Genomic DNA, 17,804 nt, shown 5'->3' on the forward strand with positions numbered 1-17,804 from the left:
GGCTTCCCCCGTGGCATTCGGCATCGCGCACGTCATCCGGGTACGAACATGCCGCAGCGCCCGGCGACAGGTGGTGTGTCATCGGGCACCGCGGCAGTTCACTGTGAGCGTGCTGACCGGAGAGGGCCTGCCGGAGGCCGGTCCGTCAGGACGCGAGGACCTCGTCGAGCAGGGCCTCGGCCTTGTCCTCGTTGGTGTTCTCCGCGAGGGCGAGCTCGCTCACCAGGATCTGGCGAGCCTTGGCGAGCATGCGCTTCTCACCGGCGGAGAGTCCGCGCTCGCGCTCACGACGCCACAGGTCACGCACGACTTCCGCGACCTTGATGACATCGCCGGAGGCGAGCTTCTCCAGATTTGCCTTGTAACGACGGGACCAGTTCGTGGGCTCCTCGGCGTACGGCGCGCGCAGCACCTCGAAGACCCGGTCCAGCCCGTCCTGACCGACCACATCACGCACGCCGACGAACTCCGCATTGTCCGCTGGCACACGTACCGTCAGGTCACCCTGGGCGACCTTCAGCACCAAGTAGGTCTTGTCCACGCCTTTGATCTGGCGAGTTTCGATGGCCTCGATCAGCGCGGCCCCGTGATGGGGATAGACCACGGTGTCGCCAACCTTGAACGTCATGTGACAGGTACCCCTTCCGTGGCTATCCAGGGTAACACGGATACGGCGTCTTCTGAATGGCGTTTTCGCAGGTCAGGGCATATCTCGGGGCTTGACAACTGCGACAGGAACGTGCTTCGGAAGGTCCGCGGAAGCAGGTATTCGCAGGTCGGAGCGGCTGTCCGGGCGGGGCGAAACGCGTACGTTACACACATCCGGAGGCCCCTCCAAGCGGCTGAACGTCCGCATTTGTCCGGTCCCAAGCGTGCGACTTCCGCTACTCCGTTCGGCGTCTGCGGCGGGTACGAGACGAATCCGGAATTGATCAGCAGCGCCAGCCGATCGGCCGCGCGATCGACGTACTGATCGGTAGGTGATCGATATCCGGGTGGCCACGCATTCCTTCACGGATATTTTGCGAGCCGTGTTATGTGAATGCGGGACGAGACCGCGGTCAATCTGGATCGGGGGTCACTCGCGGGGCACGGGGTACCCCCTGCATGAGGGAAGCGCGGACGTTGGGGAGGGTCGGGTGCGGCCGCCCGGGAACGGCTCGGTAACCTGAAGCCGCTGACAGACACTTAGGGCGGCTTTATAAGGAGGCCGCCCCTGCGTTCAAGGAGTTGCCGCCGCCGTGAGCAGCAGCCTTCGACGCGGCGCCCTCGCCGCCTCCGCCATCGCGTTCTCGATCGCCTCGCTCGCCGCCTGCGGGGCCGGCAACGACTCCCAGACCCTGGAGATCAAGCCGGACAACGCGGCGGTCTCGGTGGGCCCCATCAAGGTGCAGAACGCCGTGGTCATCACGCAGCCCGACCAGCGTTCGACGGGCCCCGCCGTGATCTCCGCCACCATCTTCAACGGCGGCCCGGCCAAGCAGACCCTGCAGTCGATCTCCATCGCCGGCACCGGCAAGACCGCCAAGCTCACCCCGGCCAAGGGCAAGGACCTGAGCATCCCGGCCGGCGGCTCGCTGATCCTCGGCGGCCAGGGCAACGCCTCCGCGGTGCTGGAGAGCAGCCGCGAGGCCCTCCAGGACGGCAACGCCCAGAAGATCACCTTCACCCTGAGCTCGACCGGCGACGTGAGCCTGCGCGCCTTCGTCTTCCCGGCCACGGGTTACTTCAGCAAGTGGGGCCCGAGCCAGATCCCGACCTCCCCGGCCTCCCCCTCGACCTCCACGTCGCCGGCCGCGGGCGCCACCGCGAGCGAGAGCGGCAAGCCGTCGAAGGACTCGTCCGCCTCCGCGACGGAGTCCCCGGCCGCCGGTACGACCCCGAGCGACTCCGCGTCGGCGTCCGCCGCGGGCCGCTGAGCGGTCGCACCCGCACACGCACGACGGGCGGCACCCCTGCGGGGGCGCCGCCCTTCTGTCGTGCGACCGGATCTCAGGGCTCGAACTTGTAGCCCAGGCCCCGCACCGTCACCAGATACCGCGGCGCCCCCGGGTCCGGCTCGATCTTGGCGCGCAGGCGCTTGACGTGGACGTCCAGGGTCTTGGTGTCGCCGACGTAGTCGGCGCCCCAGACACGGTCGATGAGCTGCATGCGGGTCAGGACGCGGCCGGCGTTGCGCAGCAGCATCTCCAGGAGGTCGAACTCCTTCAGGGGAAGGTCGACCTTGGAGCCGGACACCGTCACCACGTGCCGGTCGACGTCCATGCGGACCGGGCCGGCCTCCAGTGCGGCCGGGGTGACCTCCTCCGGCTCGCCGCGGCGGCGCAGCACCGCCCGGATGCGGGCGACCAGCTCCCGCGAGGAGAAGGGTTTGGTGACGTAGTCGTCGGCTCCTATTTCCAGGCCGACGACCTTGTCGATCTCGCTGTCCTTGGCGGTCACCATGATCACCGGGACGTTGGAGCGGCCGCGCAGCTGGCGGCACACCTCCGTGCCGGGCAGGCCCGGCAGCATCAGGTCGAGGAGGACGAGGTCGGCGCCGTTGCGCTCGAACTCGTCGAGTCCGTCGGGGCCGGTGGCCGCCACGGCCACCTCGAAGCCCTCCTTGCGGAGCATGTACGACAGGGCGTCGGAGAAGGACTCCTCGTCCTCGACGACGAGCACTCGGGTCACGGAAGGACCTCCGGGGCGGGAAGCGTTTCGTACGCGGTTGAGTCGGGGGAAGTGTGGGAGGGTCCGGCCTCTTCGTCGAGGTCGGGGTGCTGCTGGGCGCGGTCTCGGACCGCGCCGGCCTCCGGCAGCCGCAGGGTGAAGGTGGAGCCCTGGCCTTCGGCGCTCCACACCGTGACCTCCCCGCCGTGCGAGGCGACCACGTGTTTGACGATGGCCAGGCCCAGGCCGGTGCCGCCGGTGGCCCGGGAGCGGGCCGGGTCGACGCGGTAGAAGCGCTCGAAGATGCGCTCCTTGTCCTTGTCGGAGATGCCGATGCCCTGGTCGGTGACGGCGAGCTCGATCATGTCGCCGCCGGGCACGCTGATCCGGCGGGCGGCTATGCCGACGCGGGTGCGGGCCGGGGAGTAGTTGACGGCGTTCTCGACGAGGTTGCCCAGGGCGGCGGCGAGCTGGCCCCGGTTCCCCCAGACGTGCAGGTCCGTCGTACCGCCCGCCCGTCCCCCGCCACCACCCTGATCGAGCCCTTCGGGCGCCCATACGTTCGAGGCCATGGTGATCTGCTTGGCGCCGGCCTGGTGGCGGCAGCGGTCGACGGCCTCGGCGACGAGTTCGTCGACGCGGACGGGTTCGGCGTCCTCCAGGGGATCGTCGTTCTGCACCCGGGAGAGGTCGATGAGTTCCTGGACCAGGTTGGTCAGGCGGGTGGCCTCGATCTGCATGCGGCCGGCGAAGCGCTGCACGGCCTCCGGGTCGTCGGAGGCGTCCATGACGGCCTCGGACAGCAGGGAGAGCGCGCCGACGGGGGTCTTCAGCTCGTGGCTGACGTTGGCGACGAAGTCACGTCGTACGGCCTCGATACGGCGGGCCTCGGTGAGGTCCTCGACGAGGAGCATCACCAGCCGGGAGCCGAGCGGCGCCACGCGCGCGGAGACGGCGAGGGCCTCCCCCCGCCCGGTCCCGCGCCGGGGCAGGTCCAGCTCGACCTGCCGTATCTCCCCGTCGCGTCTGGTGTCGCGGGCCATCTGGAGCATGGGTTCGACGGCTAGCTTGCCACCGCGCACCAGCCCGAGGGCGTACGCGGCGGAGCTGGCTTTGACGACGGCGTCGGCCTCGTCCAGGACGACGGCCGACGAGCGGAGCACGGACAGAACCGTGTCCACTCCGGGCGGGAGTACGGGATCAGTGTGCAAGGAAGTCCTGGTCGGTCGCTTCTGGTCGCGTTCGCTCCAGCGGAACGCCAGCATGGCGATGACACCGGTGAGCACCCCGGCGATCGCTGCCGCTGCGGCAACCGCCGCGTTCACGTCCATGCGTCCAGGTTAGGCACGGGATTCCTCCTGACCACAGCCGTCTGGGTGCGAGCTCGAACACTCGTCGCCCAGAGTTCACCTTGGAGCCAGTATTGGTTCATTCGGGGTGGCAGAAACGGACGCGTACGGGCCGGAACGTGGGAGCGTGGGGTTCGCACCGCCCCGAGAGAACACGTACGAGAGGGAACCTGATGCGGGACGCGTACCACGAGGAACTGGACTCGATCGGCGACGGTCTGGTGGAGATGGCCCGGCTGGTCGGGTCGGCGATCGGGCGCGCCACGACGGCCATCCTCGACGCCGATCTCAAGCTGGCCGAAAGTGTCATCGAGGCCGACAAGAAGGTCGACGAACTGCAGCACGACCTGGAGGCGCGGGCCATAGCCCTGCTGGCCCGCCAGCAGCCGGTCGCCACGGACCTGCGCATCGTCGTCACGTCCCTGCGCATGTCGGCCGACCTGGAGCGCTCGGGCGACCTCGCCCAGCACGTGGCGAAGCTCGCGCGTCTGCGCTTTCCCGAGCGGGCGGTCCCCCATGACCTGCACGCCACCATCCTGGAGATGGGCCAGCTCGCCCAGCGCCTGATGGCGAAGGCGGCCGAGGTCATCGTGACCAAGGACGTCGACCTCGCGCTCCAGCTGGAGTCGGACGACGACGCGATGGACCTGCTGCACCGCACCCTCTTCCAGCACCTGATCGACGAGCGCTGGAAGCACGGCATCGAGACGGCCGTGGACGTCACCCTGCTCGGCCGCTACTACGAGCGGTACGCCGACCACGCGGTCGCGGTCGCCAAGCGGGTCGTCTACCTGGTGACGGGCGAGCACGCGGACGAGATCCAGGCGGACATCAAGCCGGTGACGGGGGTCGAGGGGGCTTAGCCCTGCCGGGGGGCTCCACGGTTGCCGCCCGCCGGGGAGTGCGGGCGCCACTGTGCGCCGTTGATGCGCCTGCCGTACCGGGCATGAAATGGGCAAAGGCACCAGGCCCTAACCACTGGGAGGAACCATGGCCGAATCCCCCAGCACGACGCCCGACCCCACGCAGCAGCGCGAAACCGACCAGCCCACCGACATCAGGAACCTCCCGCTCGTCGCCTCCTGCGGCTGCGGTTCGGGGTGCGGGTGCGGGTGCCAGTCCGGCAGCCCGTGCCAGTGCGGCTGACGGCACCTTCTGTCTCGGACGGCGAGGGCCCCGGTGATGTGATCGGGCATCACCGGGGCCGTCGCCGTACACCGTGACCAGGACATCGGTGACGTCCCGGATGCGCCCGTGGGCGGCACCCGAGGCCAGCAGCAGGTCGACATGGACGCTCTCGGCGCTGCCGTCCACCGCGCTCATCTCCTTGGCTATCTCCACGGCGGATGGGCGTTCTTGCGGCACGTCCCCGCACAGGCCGACACTCTCCGGGGCCGACCCGACGTCCCCAGTACGAAACGCCCGTCGTCGAGATCGTCGAGCCCCTTGGTCACGATCCGTTGCTCGCGCAGGCAGGCACGCATGGCGGTCCCGGTGCTGGAGAGGCCAGGACCGGCTCGGGGGGCCGCCGACGCGCTCGCGGACGGTCAGCGGGTGGTCGAGTCAGGCCTGACCGGCGGATCATGCCGCAGACGGGCTCACGCCCCGGCCCCGATCCCGACCAGCCACCGCCGCCGCCCCATGCCACGCCCCCTCACCGCCCGGACAGGCGGGACGGCACGGCGGCGCGCGGGCTCAGGAGTCGCCCGCCGGGGGTCGCGGGAGGAGCATGGAGGCAGAAGAGGGCGGGAACGGACAAGGAGGTGTGAGGCCATGACCCAGTTCATGGACGTCCACCACGGGATGAACGGCATCACCGCGGATCAGCTGCAGCAGGCACACCAGGCCGACCTCGACATCGAGAAGGACGAGGGCGTGCACTTCAAGAGGGCCTGGGCGGACCCCGAGTCCGGCACGGTCTACTGCCTCTCGGAGGCCCCGTCGGCCGAAGCGGTCCAGCGCGTCCACGAACGCGCCGGCCACCGTGCGGACGAGGTCCACGAGGTACCCCTGTCGATCTGAGGGCCGCCCCCCGGGGGCCCCCCGGGGGACAGCGCGAAGTCTCTGTCCCCCGCACCGAGTTGCGAAGATCCGTCGCGCCCGAAGCGGGCGACCGCCTACCCCCACCCCTCCTCGCCGGCAGGGCACCTGGCGACAGTTCCGCGCCCCTGACCTGTCCTCAGAGCCGATTCACAGGTTCTGCGCGCCGCCTCTGCCCCGGTCATCGCCCCGGAACACCGGTCATGGTCACCGACCTGGCAACCGCCGAGTCACCCTCCCGAATTGAGATCGCGTCGGCGTACCGAGGAGAGGGATGATCGGACGCATGACGGAGAAGGCGGGCTCGTGCGTCGGCGACGGCGACCACGGGTGGACGGAGCGTTTGGCATGGGCGTACGACTTGATATCGCCGAGCCCCGCTGAACGCGCCGCCGCCCTGGCCCGCCTGGCCCGCGCCCGCTCGGAGGTCGGCGCCGCCCGCGACCGCCTCCACGAAGCCTGGGGGCGCCCGGCCCTCCGGCTCTGTCCCACACACAGAAGCCGGGCAACTGCGCAAAGGGCGTACGACGAGGCCGCGAGTCGGTGTCTGCCGGAGGCACTGTGGACCAGGCACGCGCACGCCGGGGACATGAGCACGTTTCCGGGGCTGCCCTTCGCGCTGCTCTTCCTGGAGTGGGAGGCCCGGTATCCACAGGAGTGGACAGCGCATGCGAAGGCGTGGGGCACGAAGCAGTCCCTGATACGGGATGTGGCGACGATAGGCCATGATCCCCGGGTGCGGGCGAAGCTCGTCGATCTCGTGGACGTCATCGTCCAGCGCCCCTACCGGTGCAAGGACCGCGAGTACGTACGCGTGGCCCGCGCCGTGGACGGAGCCGAACTGCGCGACACGCTGGCCAGAGCACAACGCTCGGAGCGGCCCTGGGCGCAGCGGCACGCCGGTTACGTGCTCCGGCTCCTCGACCACCCCGAGGTACCGAACACCCGGCACGAATGGAATACATGGCTCGCCCACGAGCACCGGCGTGACGCAACACCGGCTTGAAGGGCGCGGCGCCACTCGCTCCGAACCACATCCGGCAAGCCGCCTTGGAGCCACACCCCGCCCTTGTGGGCCGTCCAATAACTTACGGAGCCGCCTGAACCGATGTTCGACGTCGGCGAGTGCCTCGTGGATGAGACCACCGAGTACGGGACCTGGGCGGACTGGCTCGGTGTGCCCCGGCATACTGCTCGGGCCCGTGATCGCTCAGGGGCGTGACCACCGGGAGACCTTCGAGGTGTTCCGGCCCGGCTTCGACCTGTACGCCGAGCGTGAGGCCGTGGGCGATGGGGTTCGCGCCTTTGCCCGCCAACCAGTCGGGGCTGGTCTCGGAGGCGATGGCCACAACCGTGGCCCCGGCGCGGCGCAGCAGCTGGAGGGCGATGCCGGCGGGGACGACGAGGTACTCGGCGTGGCTGGCGCGCTCCCAGGTCCAGCCGAGTACCTCGGCGCCGGTGTCGACCACGACACCGGCGCAGCCGCTGCCCTGGCCGGAGGAGAACGTCGCGGGGAAGCGCTCGGTCAGTGCGCCGGATCGGATCGCTGCCTCGCCGGGGTTGACCCCAGCCGCCTTGAATGCGCAAGCACTTCCCCGGCGAGCCCGAGCCCGGCTGCATGACCCGCGGTCTGTCAGCCGCCGGGAAGCGGTCCCGGCCGAGGTCCGTCACTTCGACATGATGAAATCCAGGGCGTAACCAGGGGCAGTCGTCCAGTAGGTGACGCGCTGACCGTCGTTGGCGTACAGCGTGTCGACGGGCATGGGGACATCGATCGGCTTGCCCGCGCTGCTGCCGGGCTTACGACCCTGGAGGCTGAGGGTGATGCTCTTCGCCTCGTACTCATCCATGGGGCCGTTGACGAGCAGAGCGGCATATGCCTCCTCACCCGGAGCGAGGGTGACGGGCACTCCCGGGTTGGGGTCGCTCTCCTTGATCACGGGGGCCGTGGTCCGACCGGCACCGAGCCGCACGAGAGGGTAGCGGTAGAGGTTGCACTTCTTGTCGCCGGCGTTCTGGACGGTGAGGAGGAGGTGCCTGGCGTCCTTGCTGTCCGCGGGCTCCTTCACGGCGGACACCCCGAGGACCTCCTGGGAGCAGGCGGCGACGGTGCCCCCGGTGGGGGAGGCCTGTGCCGCCACACCACACCCAAGAGCCAGGACGAGACCCGCGGCCACGGCCACACGGCGGGCCGCAACGGACTTCACGTTCATATGCGTGTTCCTTTTCTGCTCGGTACGAGGTCGCACGCGCCCGCGGCCCGGCACTGCGGATCAAGGTGGTGTGCCGGGCCGTCGCCGCCACACCAGCCGTCTCCTCCCCGGACCGCGGTGGCCGGGGCGAAGAGATGGGTGTCCCCGTGGACGGGTGAGTCGGGGTGTCGTGGCGCTGCCAGGCGGTCGGCCGCTTCAGCCGGTGCGACAGCCACAGCATCGGATGCCTCGTGGGCCTGGGACAACAGCCGCCCCCCAGCCTGCAACGGTGGAGCGATCCCACCCCCGACAACCTGCAGAAACAAGGAAGCCTGGGATGCCTGTCCGGGATGGGAAACCCCCTGAGGCCGGCGGCCGGACACCCGGTGGACCCGACCCGACCGCCTCCTGGGCCAGGGACGGAGCAAACGGCCCTGTCCCAGAGCCCCCGCTGCCGGTGGCGGTGGCGGACGCTTCGGGGAGCGCCGCTTCGGGTGAGCGGGGCATCCCGGCCGGCGCAGCGGTGGCGACCCCGGAGGGCGGAGGCGATCGGGCGGGGGCGGTGCAGAAGGCGGCCCCCCCCAGGGCCGCGGGTGAGGCTGGTCCCGAGGAGAGGGATGGCGCAACCCTGGAACCATCCCAGCCGTATTGACGTGCAGGTATGAGGAGTGCCCGGATGCCTTCCCCGATCGGGACATGACTGCACAGGCCGACGGACGGATGCGAGTACGGACCACATGGGTGCAATCCACGATGACGTAGCGGAGTTCGCGTTACTGCTGAGGCGTCTGAAGGAGCACACAGACCGCAGCTACGCGGCGCTGGCCCGCCGTCTGGGCATGAATGCCTCCACGCTGCACCGCTACTGCGCCGGAGAGGCGGTTCCCCTGGACTTCACCGGGATCGAGCGGTTCGCCGCACTCTGCGGAGCCTCCCCCGAGGAACGCGTGGAGTTGCACCGCCGGTGGATCCTGGCAGTCGCGGCACGGCAACGACCACGCCCATCCGATGCCCGGCGGGCACCGACGCCCCACGACACCACGAGCACCGCGGCACCGGCCGCATCCGCGAGCCACAGCAGCCCGGCGGACGAGGCACCCGAGCCGACCTCGCCGGCCAACCCGCGCCCGGAGCCGACCTCGCCGGCCGGCCGGCGGCGCCCCCGACGACGGCCCGTGCGATCGATAGTGCTGGCGGCCTCGTTCGCCGTTGCGCTCGCCGGCCTCACCACATCCGCTGCCGGACCCCCCTCCGGTGGCGGTGAGTCGTCGGCCTCCGCCCGCACCACACGCCCCTCAGCGTCAGCCACGCACAGCGGCGGCAGCCCGCAGAAGAACCGGGCGGGCGCCGGCACGGTCCCGCTCACCTGGACGGCCAACTCCCAGCTCTGGCAACTCGAATGCGACCATGACTACGTCATCGCCAAGCCACCGCAGCAGGTCCCGCCGCCGCCGACCCCGCAGGACGCCGCGGTGTGGGCCGCGTCCCAGCGGGCGGTGCACGGGCGCACCACCAATCTGCGGATCTCGGTGCAGGGACGCGGCACCGCCGCCGTCGTCCTGGAGGCACTGCATGTGCGCGTGGTCAACCGCACCACCCCCGCCGCCCACCGGGGCGTCGCCTACTCCATGTACGAAGGCTGCGGCGCCATCCTCGTCCCCCGCTACTTCTCCGTGAACCTCGACGCGCACCGACCTCTGGCCCGTTCGATGCCCGGCAACGACCCGGACAGACCGACCCCCGCGATCGACTTCCCCTACCGGGTGTCCCTGCGGGAGCCGGAGGTCCTGTTCCTCTCCGCGCGCACCGAGTCCTGCACCTGCGACTGGTACCTCGACCTCGACTGGTCCTCACAGGGCCGGACCGGCACGGTGCGCATCGACGACCACGGCAGCCCGTTCCGCACCACCAGCATCAAGGGACTACCGCACTACTGGTACCGCAACCCCTCCGGCTGGGTTCCCATGGCCACCACCTACGACAAGGCGGAAACCGGCGACTGACGAAGCAACAGGCCCGCCGTCGGCGGGTGGCGATGTCCGACCTGTCCAGCGTGGTCGGCGCTCATCGCACCTGACGGCCCGCCTGGTGAGGATGGCGGGGAGTGCAGGAGTTCGGTTCCACCTGCTTGGTTGCCCGAGCCGAGGACGGAATCCGTGGGTACATCTTCGGGTTCGTCACCCCAGACGGCACCGGGTACGTGCATCTGATCGCCACGCGGGACGACGCCCGTGGCACCGGTCTCGGGCGTCGTCTGTACACGGCGCTCGCCGAAGCAGCGGAACGTCACGGTGCACGGCAGTTGAAGGCGATCACGTCAATCGAGAACACCGGCTCAATCGCCTTCCACCGCAGCCTCGGCTTCAACACGAAGACAGTCGATGACTACAACGGCCCCGGCCAGGCTATGGTCGTCTTCCACCGAGATCTGCCGCTCAACGTCTCGTAGCCCTGACCAACCAGCGGTCACTGGTAAGCATCGACTTCGACAGCGGCACCCTGCACGTGGTGCAACAACTCAAGCTGAGTCAGAGCAAGGCCGTGTTCGCGCCTCCGAAGGGCGGCAAGCTCCGTGACGTACCACTGCCTGATCCCGTGGCAGAGGCGCTACAGGAGCACATGAAGCGGTTCCCGCCGGTAGAGATCAAACTCCCGTGGATGCGAGCGAACGGCCAGCCGGTGACCCGGCGGCTCATCTTCACGGGCCCCAACGGTGGGCACATCTGGCGTACGTCGCTGAACGAGGACCACTGGAAGCCCGCGCTCGCGAAGGTGGGCGTCATCCCCAAGGCCAAGAGCCGCGAGCACGCCGCCGCTCGCGAGCACGGCATGCACGCCCTGAGGCACTTCTACGCGTCCGTCCTGCTGGACGCAGGGGAGAGCATCAAGGCCCTCGCGGAGTACCTCGGGCACTCCGACCCGGGGCTGACGTTGAAGGTGTACGCGCACCTCATGCCGAGCAGCCGGGACCGGGCCCGGAAGGCTCTCGGGCGAGCGCTCAGGCCGCAAGACCCGGGGGCCTGAGGGCCCAGAAAGGGCCCAGGCCGTGAAAATGCCCCTGAGTCGCGCTGTCTGCGCAGCTCAGGGGCATGATCGCGAAAACTACTTCTTCTTGCCCTGGTTCTTGACCGCCTCGATAGCAGCCGCGGCCGCCTCGGGGTCGAGGTACTTCCCACCGGAGGTGACCGGCTTGAAGTCGGCGTCCAGCTCGTAGTACAGCGGGATGCCCGTCGGGATGTTCAGGCCCGCGATGTCGGCGTCGGAGATGCCGTCGAGGTGCTTGACCAGGGCACGGAGGCTGTTGCCGTGGGCGGCGACCAGGACCGTGCGGCCGGCCAGGAGGTCGGGGACGATGCCGTCGTACCAGTACGGGAGCATGCGGATGACGACGTCCTTCAGGCACTCCGTGCGAGGGCGGAGCTCCGGCGGGATGGCCGCGTAGCGCGGGTCGTCCGACTGGGACCACTCCGTGCCGTCCTCCAGGGGCGGCGGCGGGGTGTCGTAGGAGCGGCGCCAGAGCATGAACTGCTCCTCGCCGAACTCGGCGAGGGTCTGGGCCTTGTCCTTGCCCTGGAGGGCGCCGTAGTGGCGCTCGTTCAGGCGCCAGGAGCGGTGGACGGGGATCCAGTGGCGGTCCGCGGCCTCCAGCGCGAGCTGCGCGGTGCGGATCGCGCGCTTCTGGAGGGACGTGTGGACCACGTCGGGCAGCAGGCCGGCGTCCTTCAGCAGCTCACCGCCGCGGACCGCCTCCTTCTCGCCCTTCTCGTTGAGGTTGACGTCCACCCAGCCGGTGAACAGGTTCTTCGCGTTCCACTCGCTCTCGCCGTGACGGAGGAGGATCAGCTTGTACGGTGCGTCGGCCATGCCCCAGAGCGTAATCCACGCATTCGGACCCTCGCGTGGCTGCCCGGAAGGCGGACAGTCGACGGCATCCGTTAATCGAGTGGCCCCTCGGAACATCGCGCTTGTAAGTCGTGATCACCTCATGAGCCGCTTACGTCTGTGGGCGACCCGAGCCCACGACCGTCGCCACCGCCGGCCTCGGACGCGCCGCCCGCGAGACCGTCTCCGGCCTGCCCCGCGCGTTCTGCTGGCTGTGGACCAGCACCCTCGTCAACCGGCTCGGTGTCTTCGTCGCCACCTTGGTGCCTCTGCGTTAAACCGTACGACCAACATCACCAAAGGTCGTACGGTTGTTCGAGAAGGGGGCACCGTATGAACCTTTCGGCCATAAAGTCTCTGCGCGAGAGCCTCGCCGGCAAGCGCGCAGGCATCTACGCGCGCAAGAGCGCCTACCGCGGCAAGAAGAAGCGACAGGGCTACTCGGTCAAAGAGCAGCTCGACGTCGGCCACGCGACGTCCAATGATCTCGGGACTGTCGTCGTCGAAGAGTTCATCGACGACGACCGCTCGGCCTCGGCCTACCGCGACAGAGAGCGCGAGGACTTCGAGCGCATGATCGAGTGGATCGAGGGCAAGAAGCTCGACGTCGTGATCGCGTTCGGCTCGAACCGGTTGCAGCGTGACCTACTCGTCTACGGACGCCTGCGCGAGGCGTGCGCCAAGAACGGCGTTCTCTGGTGCTACGGCGGCAAAATCTACGACCTCACCAACAAAGACGACAGATTTCGCACCGGCCTCGACGCCCTGCTCGGCGAGCGCGAGGTCGACGAACTGCGCGACAACGTCAAGCGCACGTTGCTCGCTAACGCGGTGTCCGGCCGTCCGCACGGGCAGCCGAGTTACGGCTACATGCGCATCTACGACGAGCGCACCGGGGCATACGTCGAGACCGTGGCGCATCCGGAGCAGGGCCCGATCGTCGGCGAGATCACTCGGGCGGTCGGTGCCGCCGAGGATCGGACCAAGATTGCGGTTCGCCTGAACTTGCGGGGTGTCACGCCTCCGTCGCGTCACTGGACAAAGGGCATGGTTAAGCGGCTGGCCGCCTGGCGCCCAGGGTTGAAGGAGAACGAAGAGATCCACCCGGACTGGCTCGCCCGGATCGAGGCCGCGGTCGATCTTCGGCAGGAAGCCAGAGACCGGCTGGACGCCGGCGAGAGCGCGGTCGACATCGCCCGCGACTTCATCGACCGCGACGAGCCGATGCTCATGGCTCGTTGGATCTCCGCAACGATCACGGCGTACGCCACCGACGAGCGGTACCTCGGCTACAGGAAGCATCATGGCAAGGTCGCGAACGAGGAGGCGTGGCCCGCGCTCGTCACCAAGGCCGAGCACGTGCAGGCGGTTGCTGTCGTGGAGGCAGGCAAGAAGAAGCGGAAGTACAACACGCGGCCAGGGAAGGCGATTCACCAACTTTCGGGCGTAATGATCTGCGATATCTGCGAGATCCCGGTCGGCTCCGACAAGCAGCACGGCTTGCCGCGGTACTCGTGCAACACTCCGGGGCCCGAGGGAGAGAAGGGGTACCACGCGAGCGCACAGGTCTCCATCGTCGACCCGTACGTGCAGCGCAAGACGTTCGAATGGTTGGCTTCCCCGTCCTTCGCCCGGGCGTACGCGAAGGATGACGCCGAGCTGCTGCGGGAGATGGAGGAGGCCGAGGCCGAGGTCAAGCTCTTGCAGGCCGAGCTCGACGAGTTTTACGAGGAGGCAGGCGCGGGCCGGTTGTCGGCGCGCGGGTTGGCTGCGGTCGAAGCCGAGAAGCTGCCGAAGATCGAGGAGGCCAAGAAGCGGGCGCAGTCTCTTTCAGTGCCGTCGGTGGTCCGTGATTTGGTGGGTGCGTCGGTCGAGGAGATCGAGAGGATTTGGCCAACGCTCGATCTGTCGCAACGGCGCCTGATCTTCGAGACGCTCGTCGAGGTGCGGCTCAAGCCCCAGGGCCCGGGGCATGTTCTGCCGCCCGAGCAGTTTGTGTCTGTGATCCCGAAGCAGCTCGTTAAGCAGCGGAAGATTGTCCCGCAGCGCCGGCTCGCCAAGGCAGCGTAGGCAAGCGAGACGAGCGACGAGGGCCGCGCGGAATCTGCCGCGCGGCCCTCGCGTGTTTCCTTCAGTCCTGCTCGGGTCTGCCCTCGTCGTCTGTCCGCTCGTCTGGGCCACGGTGGGGGGCGAGGCCGTTAAGCGCATCTTGCAGTCCGGCGGCGCCTGTCGGGGTGATGTGGCGGCCGTCTACGTCGATCGTCAGTCCGTCGCGGGTGGCTCGAACGACTGCGATTGCTCCTGTGTCCAGTTGGGTGCGGGTTACGCGGATCAAGGTTGCCCCCCTGTTGGCATGGCGGACCCCATGACTCGAACATATGCCCGAGGCAAAAGGCCCGGACCACCTTACTCCGCACCACAACCGCAGGTCACGCACATACCACCCCGCGTGATCACACTAGTTCGACGCTTGACCACCATCCGTTAGTTCCTGGGGCAGCTCGCCGGCGGCGTACCGCCTCAGTAGCTCCTCGACCCTCGGCATGTCCTCACGCCCCATGCCGGGCGCGTAGGCGACGACGACGGTCGTCTCGTCGGTGCTCGCTCCGAACGGGTCGCCGGCGATGAGGCCGCAGTACTGCTGCGACGCTGCGATGCGCACCTCGCGCTCGGGACGATTGAGGGCTTTCGCCACAGCCCCTATGACCCCGGGGAAGACCATGATCGGCCTGTCCGTGGCGATCCGGTGCAAGGTGGTGTACCCCACCGCGGTTCCGGTCTCTGGGTCGATGGCACGCTTTGCGAGCTCGCGATACGAGAGCCCCGTCTCTGCCTTGCACTGCCGAAGCAGGTCCCCGAAGGGGGTGCCCTTCGCGAAGGGGCCCTCGGGGCGGGGGGTGCCGGCGTCCGACACTCTTATCTCCGTTCTTGTTGCAGAACTCGAACACTCTCATCTAACCAGCGATCACCGTGATTCGCACACCTGGAACTGCGTTGACGAGCCGATTAGGTCGACTTACGGTTACGAGTGTTCGAGATGTGCAACAGCAAGACGGGGGCTATCGCACGGTTTGCACCCCTGACTGTTCGAATTGTGGAACACAACGGAAGGGGGAGCCGTGGCCACAGCACAGACGCCGCCCGAGCGGCCGAACCCCGAGGACTGGCCCGAGCCGACCGCCGAACAGGTCGCGCTGATCCGGCGCATCCTCGCCCCCCGCATCCATAAGGCACGCGCCGAGCGCGCCGAGCAACAGTCCGCAGCGTGAGGAGAGAACAGAGCGTGAGTCACGACGTCGAGTTCGTCGGTCCGCCGCCGAAGCAGCGCAACACCAAGCACGCTCGGATCGCCCGCGAGCTGCGGGCGCACCCGAAGGTGTGGGGTGTCGTGCGAAAGCCCGACACGCTGCCGCGCGCTGCCTCTGCTGCTCAGGCGATCCGCGACGCCCGTCTGCCGGCCTACGCCCCGGCGGGATCATTCGAGGCGGTCGCTCGCACGGTCACCGAGGGCGGGCGCACCGAGCACCGGGTCTACGCCCGCTACGTGGGCGAGCAGCCGTGACGACTACGACCGCGCAGCCGGTACTCGTAACGCCGACGGGTGTCGTCGTCGCCCCGGCCGGCCTCGACCGCGAGCAGTGGCTCAAGGTGCGCCGTACGGGCATCGGCGGCTCGGAAGTCGCCGCGGTGCTCGGTATGAGCAAGTACACGTCGCCGCTTGAGGTCTACCTCGACAAGGTCGGCGAGCTGCCGCTCGACCGCCCGCAGCACCCGGACCTCGAAGAGGCCGCGTTCTGGGGACACCAGCACGAGCCGACGATCGCCCGCGTGTTCGCCGAGCGATCCGGCCTCGGCGTCGTCGAGGGCCCGGGAACCCTGGCCCACGTCGAGCGCCGATGGATGCTCGCCAACGTCGACCGATACGTGCTGGACGAGGGCGAGTCGACACCGTCCAGCCTGCTTGAGATCAAGACTCGCTCGGCCTTTCAGCTCGACGAGTGGCTGCTCGGCGTACCGGACGGGCCGGCGCTGCAAACGCACTGGTACCTCGCGGTGACCGGGTACTCGCACGCACACGTCGCCGCGCTGCTCGGCGGTAACCGGCTGATGATTCACCGGGTGGAGCGCGACGAGGCCCTCGTCGAGCACCTCGTCGAGATCCTCGGCGAGTTCTGGCAGGGAGTGCTCGACCGCCGCCCGCCCGCGGTCGACGGCAGCGAGGCCACCGAGGAACTGCTCGGCCACCTCTACGAGGTCAAGGCCGGCGCCGTGACGGTCGCCGATCCGGCCGAGGTCCTGCCGCTATTGGAGCGCCGGCGCGAGCTCAAGGCGCGCGAGCAGCGCGTCGCCGACGAGCTGCGCAAGGTCGACAACCGGCTCAAGGCCGTTGCCGGCGAGGCCGAGGTCGTCAAGGTGCGCGAGCGCGTCGCGTTCACGTGGAAGCAGAACGGCCCGCTCTCGACGAAACGATTCGCCGCAGCTCACCCCGAGCTCGCGGCCCAGTACACGCACAGCGTCGAGGCCCTCGATACGAAGCGCCTCGCCGCCGAGCACCCCGACGAGTTCCGCGCCCACCGTGCGCGACGTCTCGTTGTGCCCAAGGAGAACGCCGCAGCGTGAGCAACCTCGCCGAGCGAGTCGCCGCCAAGCACGCCAACCGTCCCGCCGTCCAGACCAACCGCCCACAACAGCCGGCCACCCTCGTGCAGTTCGTGCAGCAGATGCGCCCGGAGATCGAGCGCGCGCTGCCGGCCCACGTCGGGGGCGCCGACCGGATCGCCCGTATCGCGCTTACCGAGCTGCGTCGCGTCGAGCACCTCGCCGAGTGCAGCCGCGAGTCGTTCGCCGGCGCCCTGATGACTTGTGCGCAGCTCGGCCTCGAACCGGGCGGCGTCTCGGGCGAGGCGTACCTGCTGCCCTTCTGGAACAAGAAGGTTCGCGGGTACGAGGTGCAGCTCGTGCTCGGGTATCAGGGCATGATCAAGCTGTATTGGCAGCACCCGCTCGCCGCCGGCCTGGACACGCACACCGTGTTCGAGGGCGACGAGTTCGAGTACGAGTACGGCCTCAACCCGGTGTTGAAGCACCGGCCGGCCCGGGGCAGCGCCAAGGGACAGCCGACGCACTACTACGCGGTTGCTCGGCTCACGAACGGCGGCTCGGCGTTCGTCGTGCTGGACGTCGACGACGTCGAGGCGATCCGTAAGCGCAGCAAGGCCAAGGACTTTGGCCCGTGGGCGACCGACTACGACGCCATGGCGCGCAAGACGTGCGTACGGCAGTTGTTCAAGCTGCTGCCGAAGTCTGCTGAGCTCGCCCGCGCCGTGGCGCACGACGAGACCGTGCGCCGCGATCCATCGCCCGAGGGCCTCGACACCCCCGGCGACTACATCGAGGGCGAGGTCGTCGATCGGCCGGCCACCGAGGGCGCCGAGCAGGCCACGGTCGAGGACGTACCGGAACGGTTCGCCGGCTGGCCCGAGGCCGCCGAGCCGGCCGTCGCCGAGGCCGCCGCGCAGTGATCCGCCGGCCGGCCATCGCCTACCGGTGCCGGCACTGGGACGGGACGAGGCGCCGCTACTGCGGCGCCCCGGGCGCCCGCCGCTACCTCACCGGCTACCGGTGCCCCCTGCACACCCCCGCGGCCCTCGCCGGCCGCCCCGAACCCGACACCCCACCACCGTAAGGA

17 protein-coding genes and 3 pseudogenes are annotated in these 17,804 nt (G+C 69.2%); 14 read left to right on the forward strand and 6 right to left on the reverse strand.

Annotation, left to right across the window (positions count from 1 at the left end):
* Positions 1 to 145: 145 nt before the first annotated feature.
* A complete protein-coding gene (locus ACIBBH_RS24000; protein ID WP_003953493.1) occupies positions 146 to 628 on the reverse strand; it encodes a CarD family transcriptional regulator in 483 nt (160 codons plus the stop codon).
* A 613-nt stretch (positions 629 to 1,241) separates the two neighbouring features.
* On the opposite strand from ACIBBH_RS24000, the gene ACIBBH_RS24005 reads away from it, so the two are divergent.
* A complete protein-coding gene (locus ACIBBH_RS24005) occupies positions 1,242 to 1,919 on the forward strand; it encodes a DUF461 domain-containing protein (protein WP_399407754.1) in 678 nt (225 codons plus the stop codon).
* A 73-nt stretch (positions 1,920 to 1,992) separates the two neighbouring features.
* Here the strand turns inward: ACIBBH_RS24005 and ACIBBH_RS24010 are convergent, their stop codons facing one another.
* Both ACIBBH_RS24010 and ACIBBH_RS24015 read right to left on the reverse strand, forming a co-directional pair.
* Positions 1,993 to 2,673 carry a response regulator transcription factor gene (locus ACIBBH_RS24010; protein ID WP_010358452.1) on the reverse strand — a complete coding sequence of 227 codons (681 nt, stop codon included), beginning with the start codon at positions 2,671 to 2,673 and terminating at the stop codon, positions 1,993 to 1,995.
* Positions 2,670 to 3,983, reverse strand: a complete 1,314-nt coding sequence (locus ACIBBH_RS24015) for a sensor histidine kinase (protein WP_399407756.1) — start codon at positions 3,981 to 3,983, stop codon at positions 2,670 to 2,672. Before ACIBBH_RS24015 ends, ACIBBH_RS24010 begins: the two co-directional genes overlap by 4 nt.
* A gap of 191 nt (positions 3,984 to 4,174) precedes the next feature.
* Here ACIBBH_RS24015 and phoU point away from each other — a divergent pair, with 191 nt between their 5' ends.
* From phoU to ACIBBH_RS24035, 4 genes and pseudogenes are all read left to right on the forward strand, one after another.
* On the forward strand, positions 4,175 to 4,864 hold the full coding sequence (phoU, locus tag ACIBBH_RS24020) for a phosphate signaling complex protein PhoU (protein ID WP_399407758.1): 690 nt from the start codon (positions 4,175 to 4,177) through the stop codon (positions 4,862 to 4,864).
* A 910-nt stretch (positions 4,865 to 5,774) separates the two neighbouring features.
* Positions 5,775 to 6,023, forward strand: coding sequence for an SCO4226 family nickel-binding protein (locus ACIBBH_RS24025; RefSeq protein WP_399407760.1), 249 nt, complete (start codon positions 5,775 to 5,777; stop codon positions 6,021 to 6,023).
* A gap of 607 nt (positions 6,024 to 6,630) precedes the next feature.
* Entirely contained in the window at positions 6,631 to 7,047 is a 417-nt protein-coding gene (locus ACIBBH_RS24030) for a hypothetical protein (RefSeq protein ID WP_399407762.1), read from the forward strand.
* Positions 7,048 to 7,149: 102 nt separating this feature from the next.
* Positions 7,150 to 7,360 (forward strand): annotated as a pseudogene (locus ACIBBH_RS24035) (haloacid dehalogenase); the annotation flags it as partial.
* Between the two features lie 348 nt (positions 7,361 to 7,708).
* On the opposite strand, the gene ACIBBH_RS24040 reads toward ACIBBH_RS24035, so the two are convergent.
* Positions 7,709 to 8,254 (reverse strand): DUF4232 domain-containing protein, encoded by a 546-nt coding sequence (locus ACIBBH_RS24040; RefSeq protein WP_399407764.1) that lies wholly within the window; start codon positions 8,252 to 8,254, stop codon positions 7,709 to 7,711.
* Between the two features lie 716 nt (positions 8,255 to 8,970).
* On the opposite strand from ACIBBH_RS24040, the gene ACIBBH_RS24045 reads away from it, so the two are divergent.
* The 3 genes and pseudogenes from ACIBBH_RS24045 to ACIBBH_RS24055 all read left to right on the forward strand — a co-directional run.
* Positions 8,971 to 10,236: a helix-turn-helix domain-containing protein gene (locus tag ACIBBH_RS24045; RefSeq protein ID WP_399407766.1), complete on the forward strand. Its 1,266-nt coding sequence runs from the start codon at positions 8,971 to 8,973 to the stop codon at positions 10,234 to 10,236.
* Positions 10,237 to 10,337: 101 nt separating this feature from the next.
* Positions 10,338 to 10,682, forward strand: a pseudogene (locus tag ACIBBH_RS24050) (GNAT family N-acetyltransferase); the annotation flags it as partial.
* A 26-nt stretch (positions 10,683 to 10,708) separates the two neighbouring features.
* Positions 10,709 to 11,257 (forward strand): annotated as a pseudogene (locus tag ACIBBH_RS24055) (tyrosine-type recombinase/integrase); the annotation flags it as partial.
* Positions 11,258 to 11,335: 78 nt separating this feature from the next.
* On the opposite strand, the gene ACIBBH_RS24060 reads toward ACIBBH_RS24055, so the two are convergent.
* Positions 11,336 to 12,097 (reverse strand): phosphoglyceromutase, encoded by a 762-nt coding sequence (locus tag ACIBBH_RS24060; RefSeq protein ID WP_399407768.1) that lies wholly within the window; start codon positions 12,095 to 12,097, stop codon positions 11,336 to 11,338.
* A 351-nt stretch (positions 12,098 to 12,448) separates the two neighbouring features.
* Between ACIBBH_RS24060 and ACIBBH_RS24065 the strand changes: the two genes are divergently transcribed.
* Complete coding sequence (locus tag ACIBBH_RS24065; protein WP_399407770.1) at positions 12,449 to 14,185, forward strand: recombinase family protein; 1,737 nt, start codon at positions 12,449 to 12,451, stop codon at positions 14,183 to 14,185.
* 388 nt (positions 14,186 to 14,573) lie between these two features.
* On the opposite strand, the gene ACIBBH_RS24070 is transcribed toward ACIBBH_RS24065, so the two are convergent.
* The gene (locus tag ACIBBH_RS24070; protein ID WP_399407772.1) at positions 14,574 to 15,029 is read right to left on the reverse strand and encodes a helix-turn-helix domain-containing protein; all 456 of its coding nucleotides are present in this window, start codon (positions 15,027 to 15,029) and stop codon (positions 14,574 to 14,576) included.
* A gap of 205 nt (positions 15,030 to 15,234) precedes the next feature.
* On the opposite strand from ACIBBH_RS24070, the gene ACIBBH_RS24075 reads away from it, so the two are divergent.
* From ACIBBH_RS24075 to ACIBBH_RS24095, 5 genes are read left to right on the forward strand one after another with little or no spacing between them, the layout of a single operon-like run.
* The gene (locus ACIBBH_RS24075; RefSeq protein WP_399407774.1) at positions 15,235 to 15,384 is read left to right on the forward strand and encodes a hypothetical protein; all 150 of its coding nucleotides are present in this window, start codon (positions 15,235 to 15,237) and stop codon (positions 15,382 to 15,384) included.
* Between the two features lie 14 nt (positions 15,385 to 15,398).
* A complete protein-coding gene (locus tag ACIBBH_RS24080; RefSeq protein WP_399407776.1) occupies positions 15,399 to 15,677 on the forward strand; it encodes a hypothetical protein in 279 nt (92 codons plus the stop codon).
* Positions 15,674 to 16,735: a YqaJ viral recombinase family protein gene (locus tag ACIBBH_RS24085; RefSeq protein ID WP_399407777.1), complete on the forward strand. Its 1,062-nt coding sequence runs from the start codon at positions 15,674 to 15,676 to the stop codon at positions 16,733 to 16,735. Before ACIBBH_RS24080 ends, ACIBBH_RS24085 begins: the two co-directional genes overlap by 4 nt.
* Positions 16,732 to 17,637, forward strand: coding sequence for a recombinase RecT (locus ACIBBH_RS24090; RefSeq protein WP_399407779.1), 906 nt, complete (start codon positions 16,732 to 16,734; stop codon positions 17,635 to 17,637). The genes ACIBBH_RS24085 and ACIBBH_RS24090 overlap by 4 nt, the downstream gene beginning before the upstream one ends.
* A complete protein-coding gene (locus ACIBBH_RS24095) occupies positions 17,634 to 17,801 on the forward strand; it encodes a hypothetical protein (protein WP_399407781.1) in 168 nt (55 codons plus the stop codon). Before ACIBBH_RS24090 ends, ACIBBH_RS24095 begins: the two co-directional genes overlap by 4 nt.
* Positions 17,802 to 17,804 lie beyond the last annotated feature (3 nt).

Origin of the sequence: Streptomyces sp. NPDC051636, from assembly GCF_044453765.1 — a bacterium.
Lineage (GTDB): Bacteria > Actinomycetota > Actinomycetes > Streptomycetales > Streptomycetaceae > Streptomyces.

Bases quoted from the DNA above. Each gene is read 5' to 3' on its own strand.
- ACIBBH_RS24000 (WP_003953493.1), bottom strand. From the start codon at position 628: ATGACGTTCAAGGTTGGCGACACCGTGGTCTATCCCCATCACGGGGCC.
- ACIBBH_RS24015 (WP_399407756.1), bottom strand. From the start codon at position 3,983: ATGGACGTGAACGCGGCGGTTGCCGCAGCGGCAGCGATCGCCGGGGTG.
- phoU (WP_399407758.1), top strand. From the start codon at position 4,175: ATGCGGGACGCGTACCACGAGGAACTGGACTCGATCGGCGACGGTCTG.
- ACIBBH_RS24025 (WP_399407760.1), top strand. From the start codon at position 5,775: ATGACCCAGTTCATGGACGTCCACCACGGGATGAACGGCATCACCGCG.
- ACIBBH_RS24030 (WP_399407762.1), top strand. From the start codon at position 6,631: ATGAGCACGTTTCCGGGGCTGCCCTTCGCGCTGCTCTTCCTGGAGTGG.
- ACIBBH_RS24040 (WP_399407764.1), bottom strand. From the start codon at position 8,254: ATGAACGTGAAGTCCGTTGCGGCCCGCCGTGTGGCCGTGGCCGCGGGT.
- ACIBBH_RS24045 (WP_399407766.1), top strand. From the start codon at position 8,971: ATGGGTGCAATCCACGATGACGTAGCGGAGTTCGCGTTACTGCTGAGG.
- ACIBBH_RS24060 (WP_399407768.1), bottom strand. From the start codon at position 12,097: ATGGCCGACGCACCGTACAAGCTGATCCTCCTCCGTCACGGCGAGAGC.
- ACIBBH_RS24065 (WP_399407770.1), top strand. From the start codon at position 12,449: ATGAACCTTTCGGCCATAAAGTCTCTGCGCGAGAGCCTCGCCGGCAAG.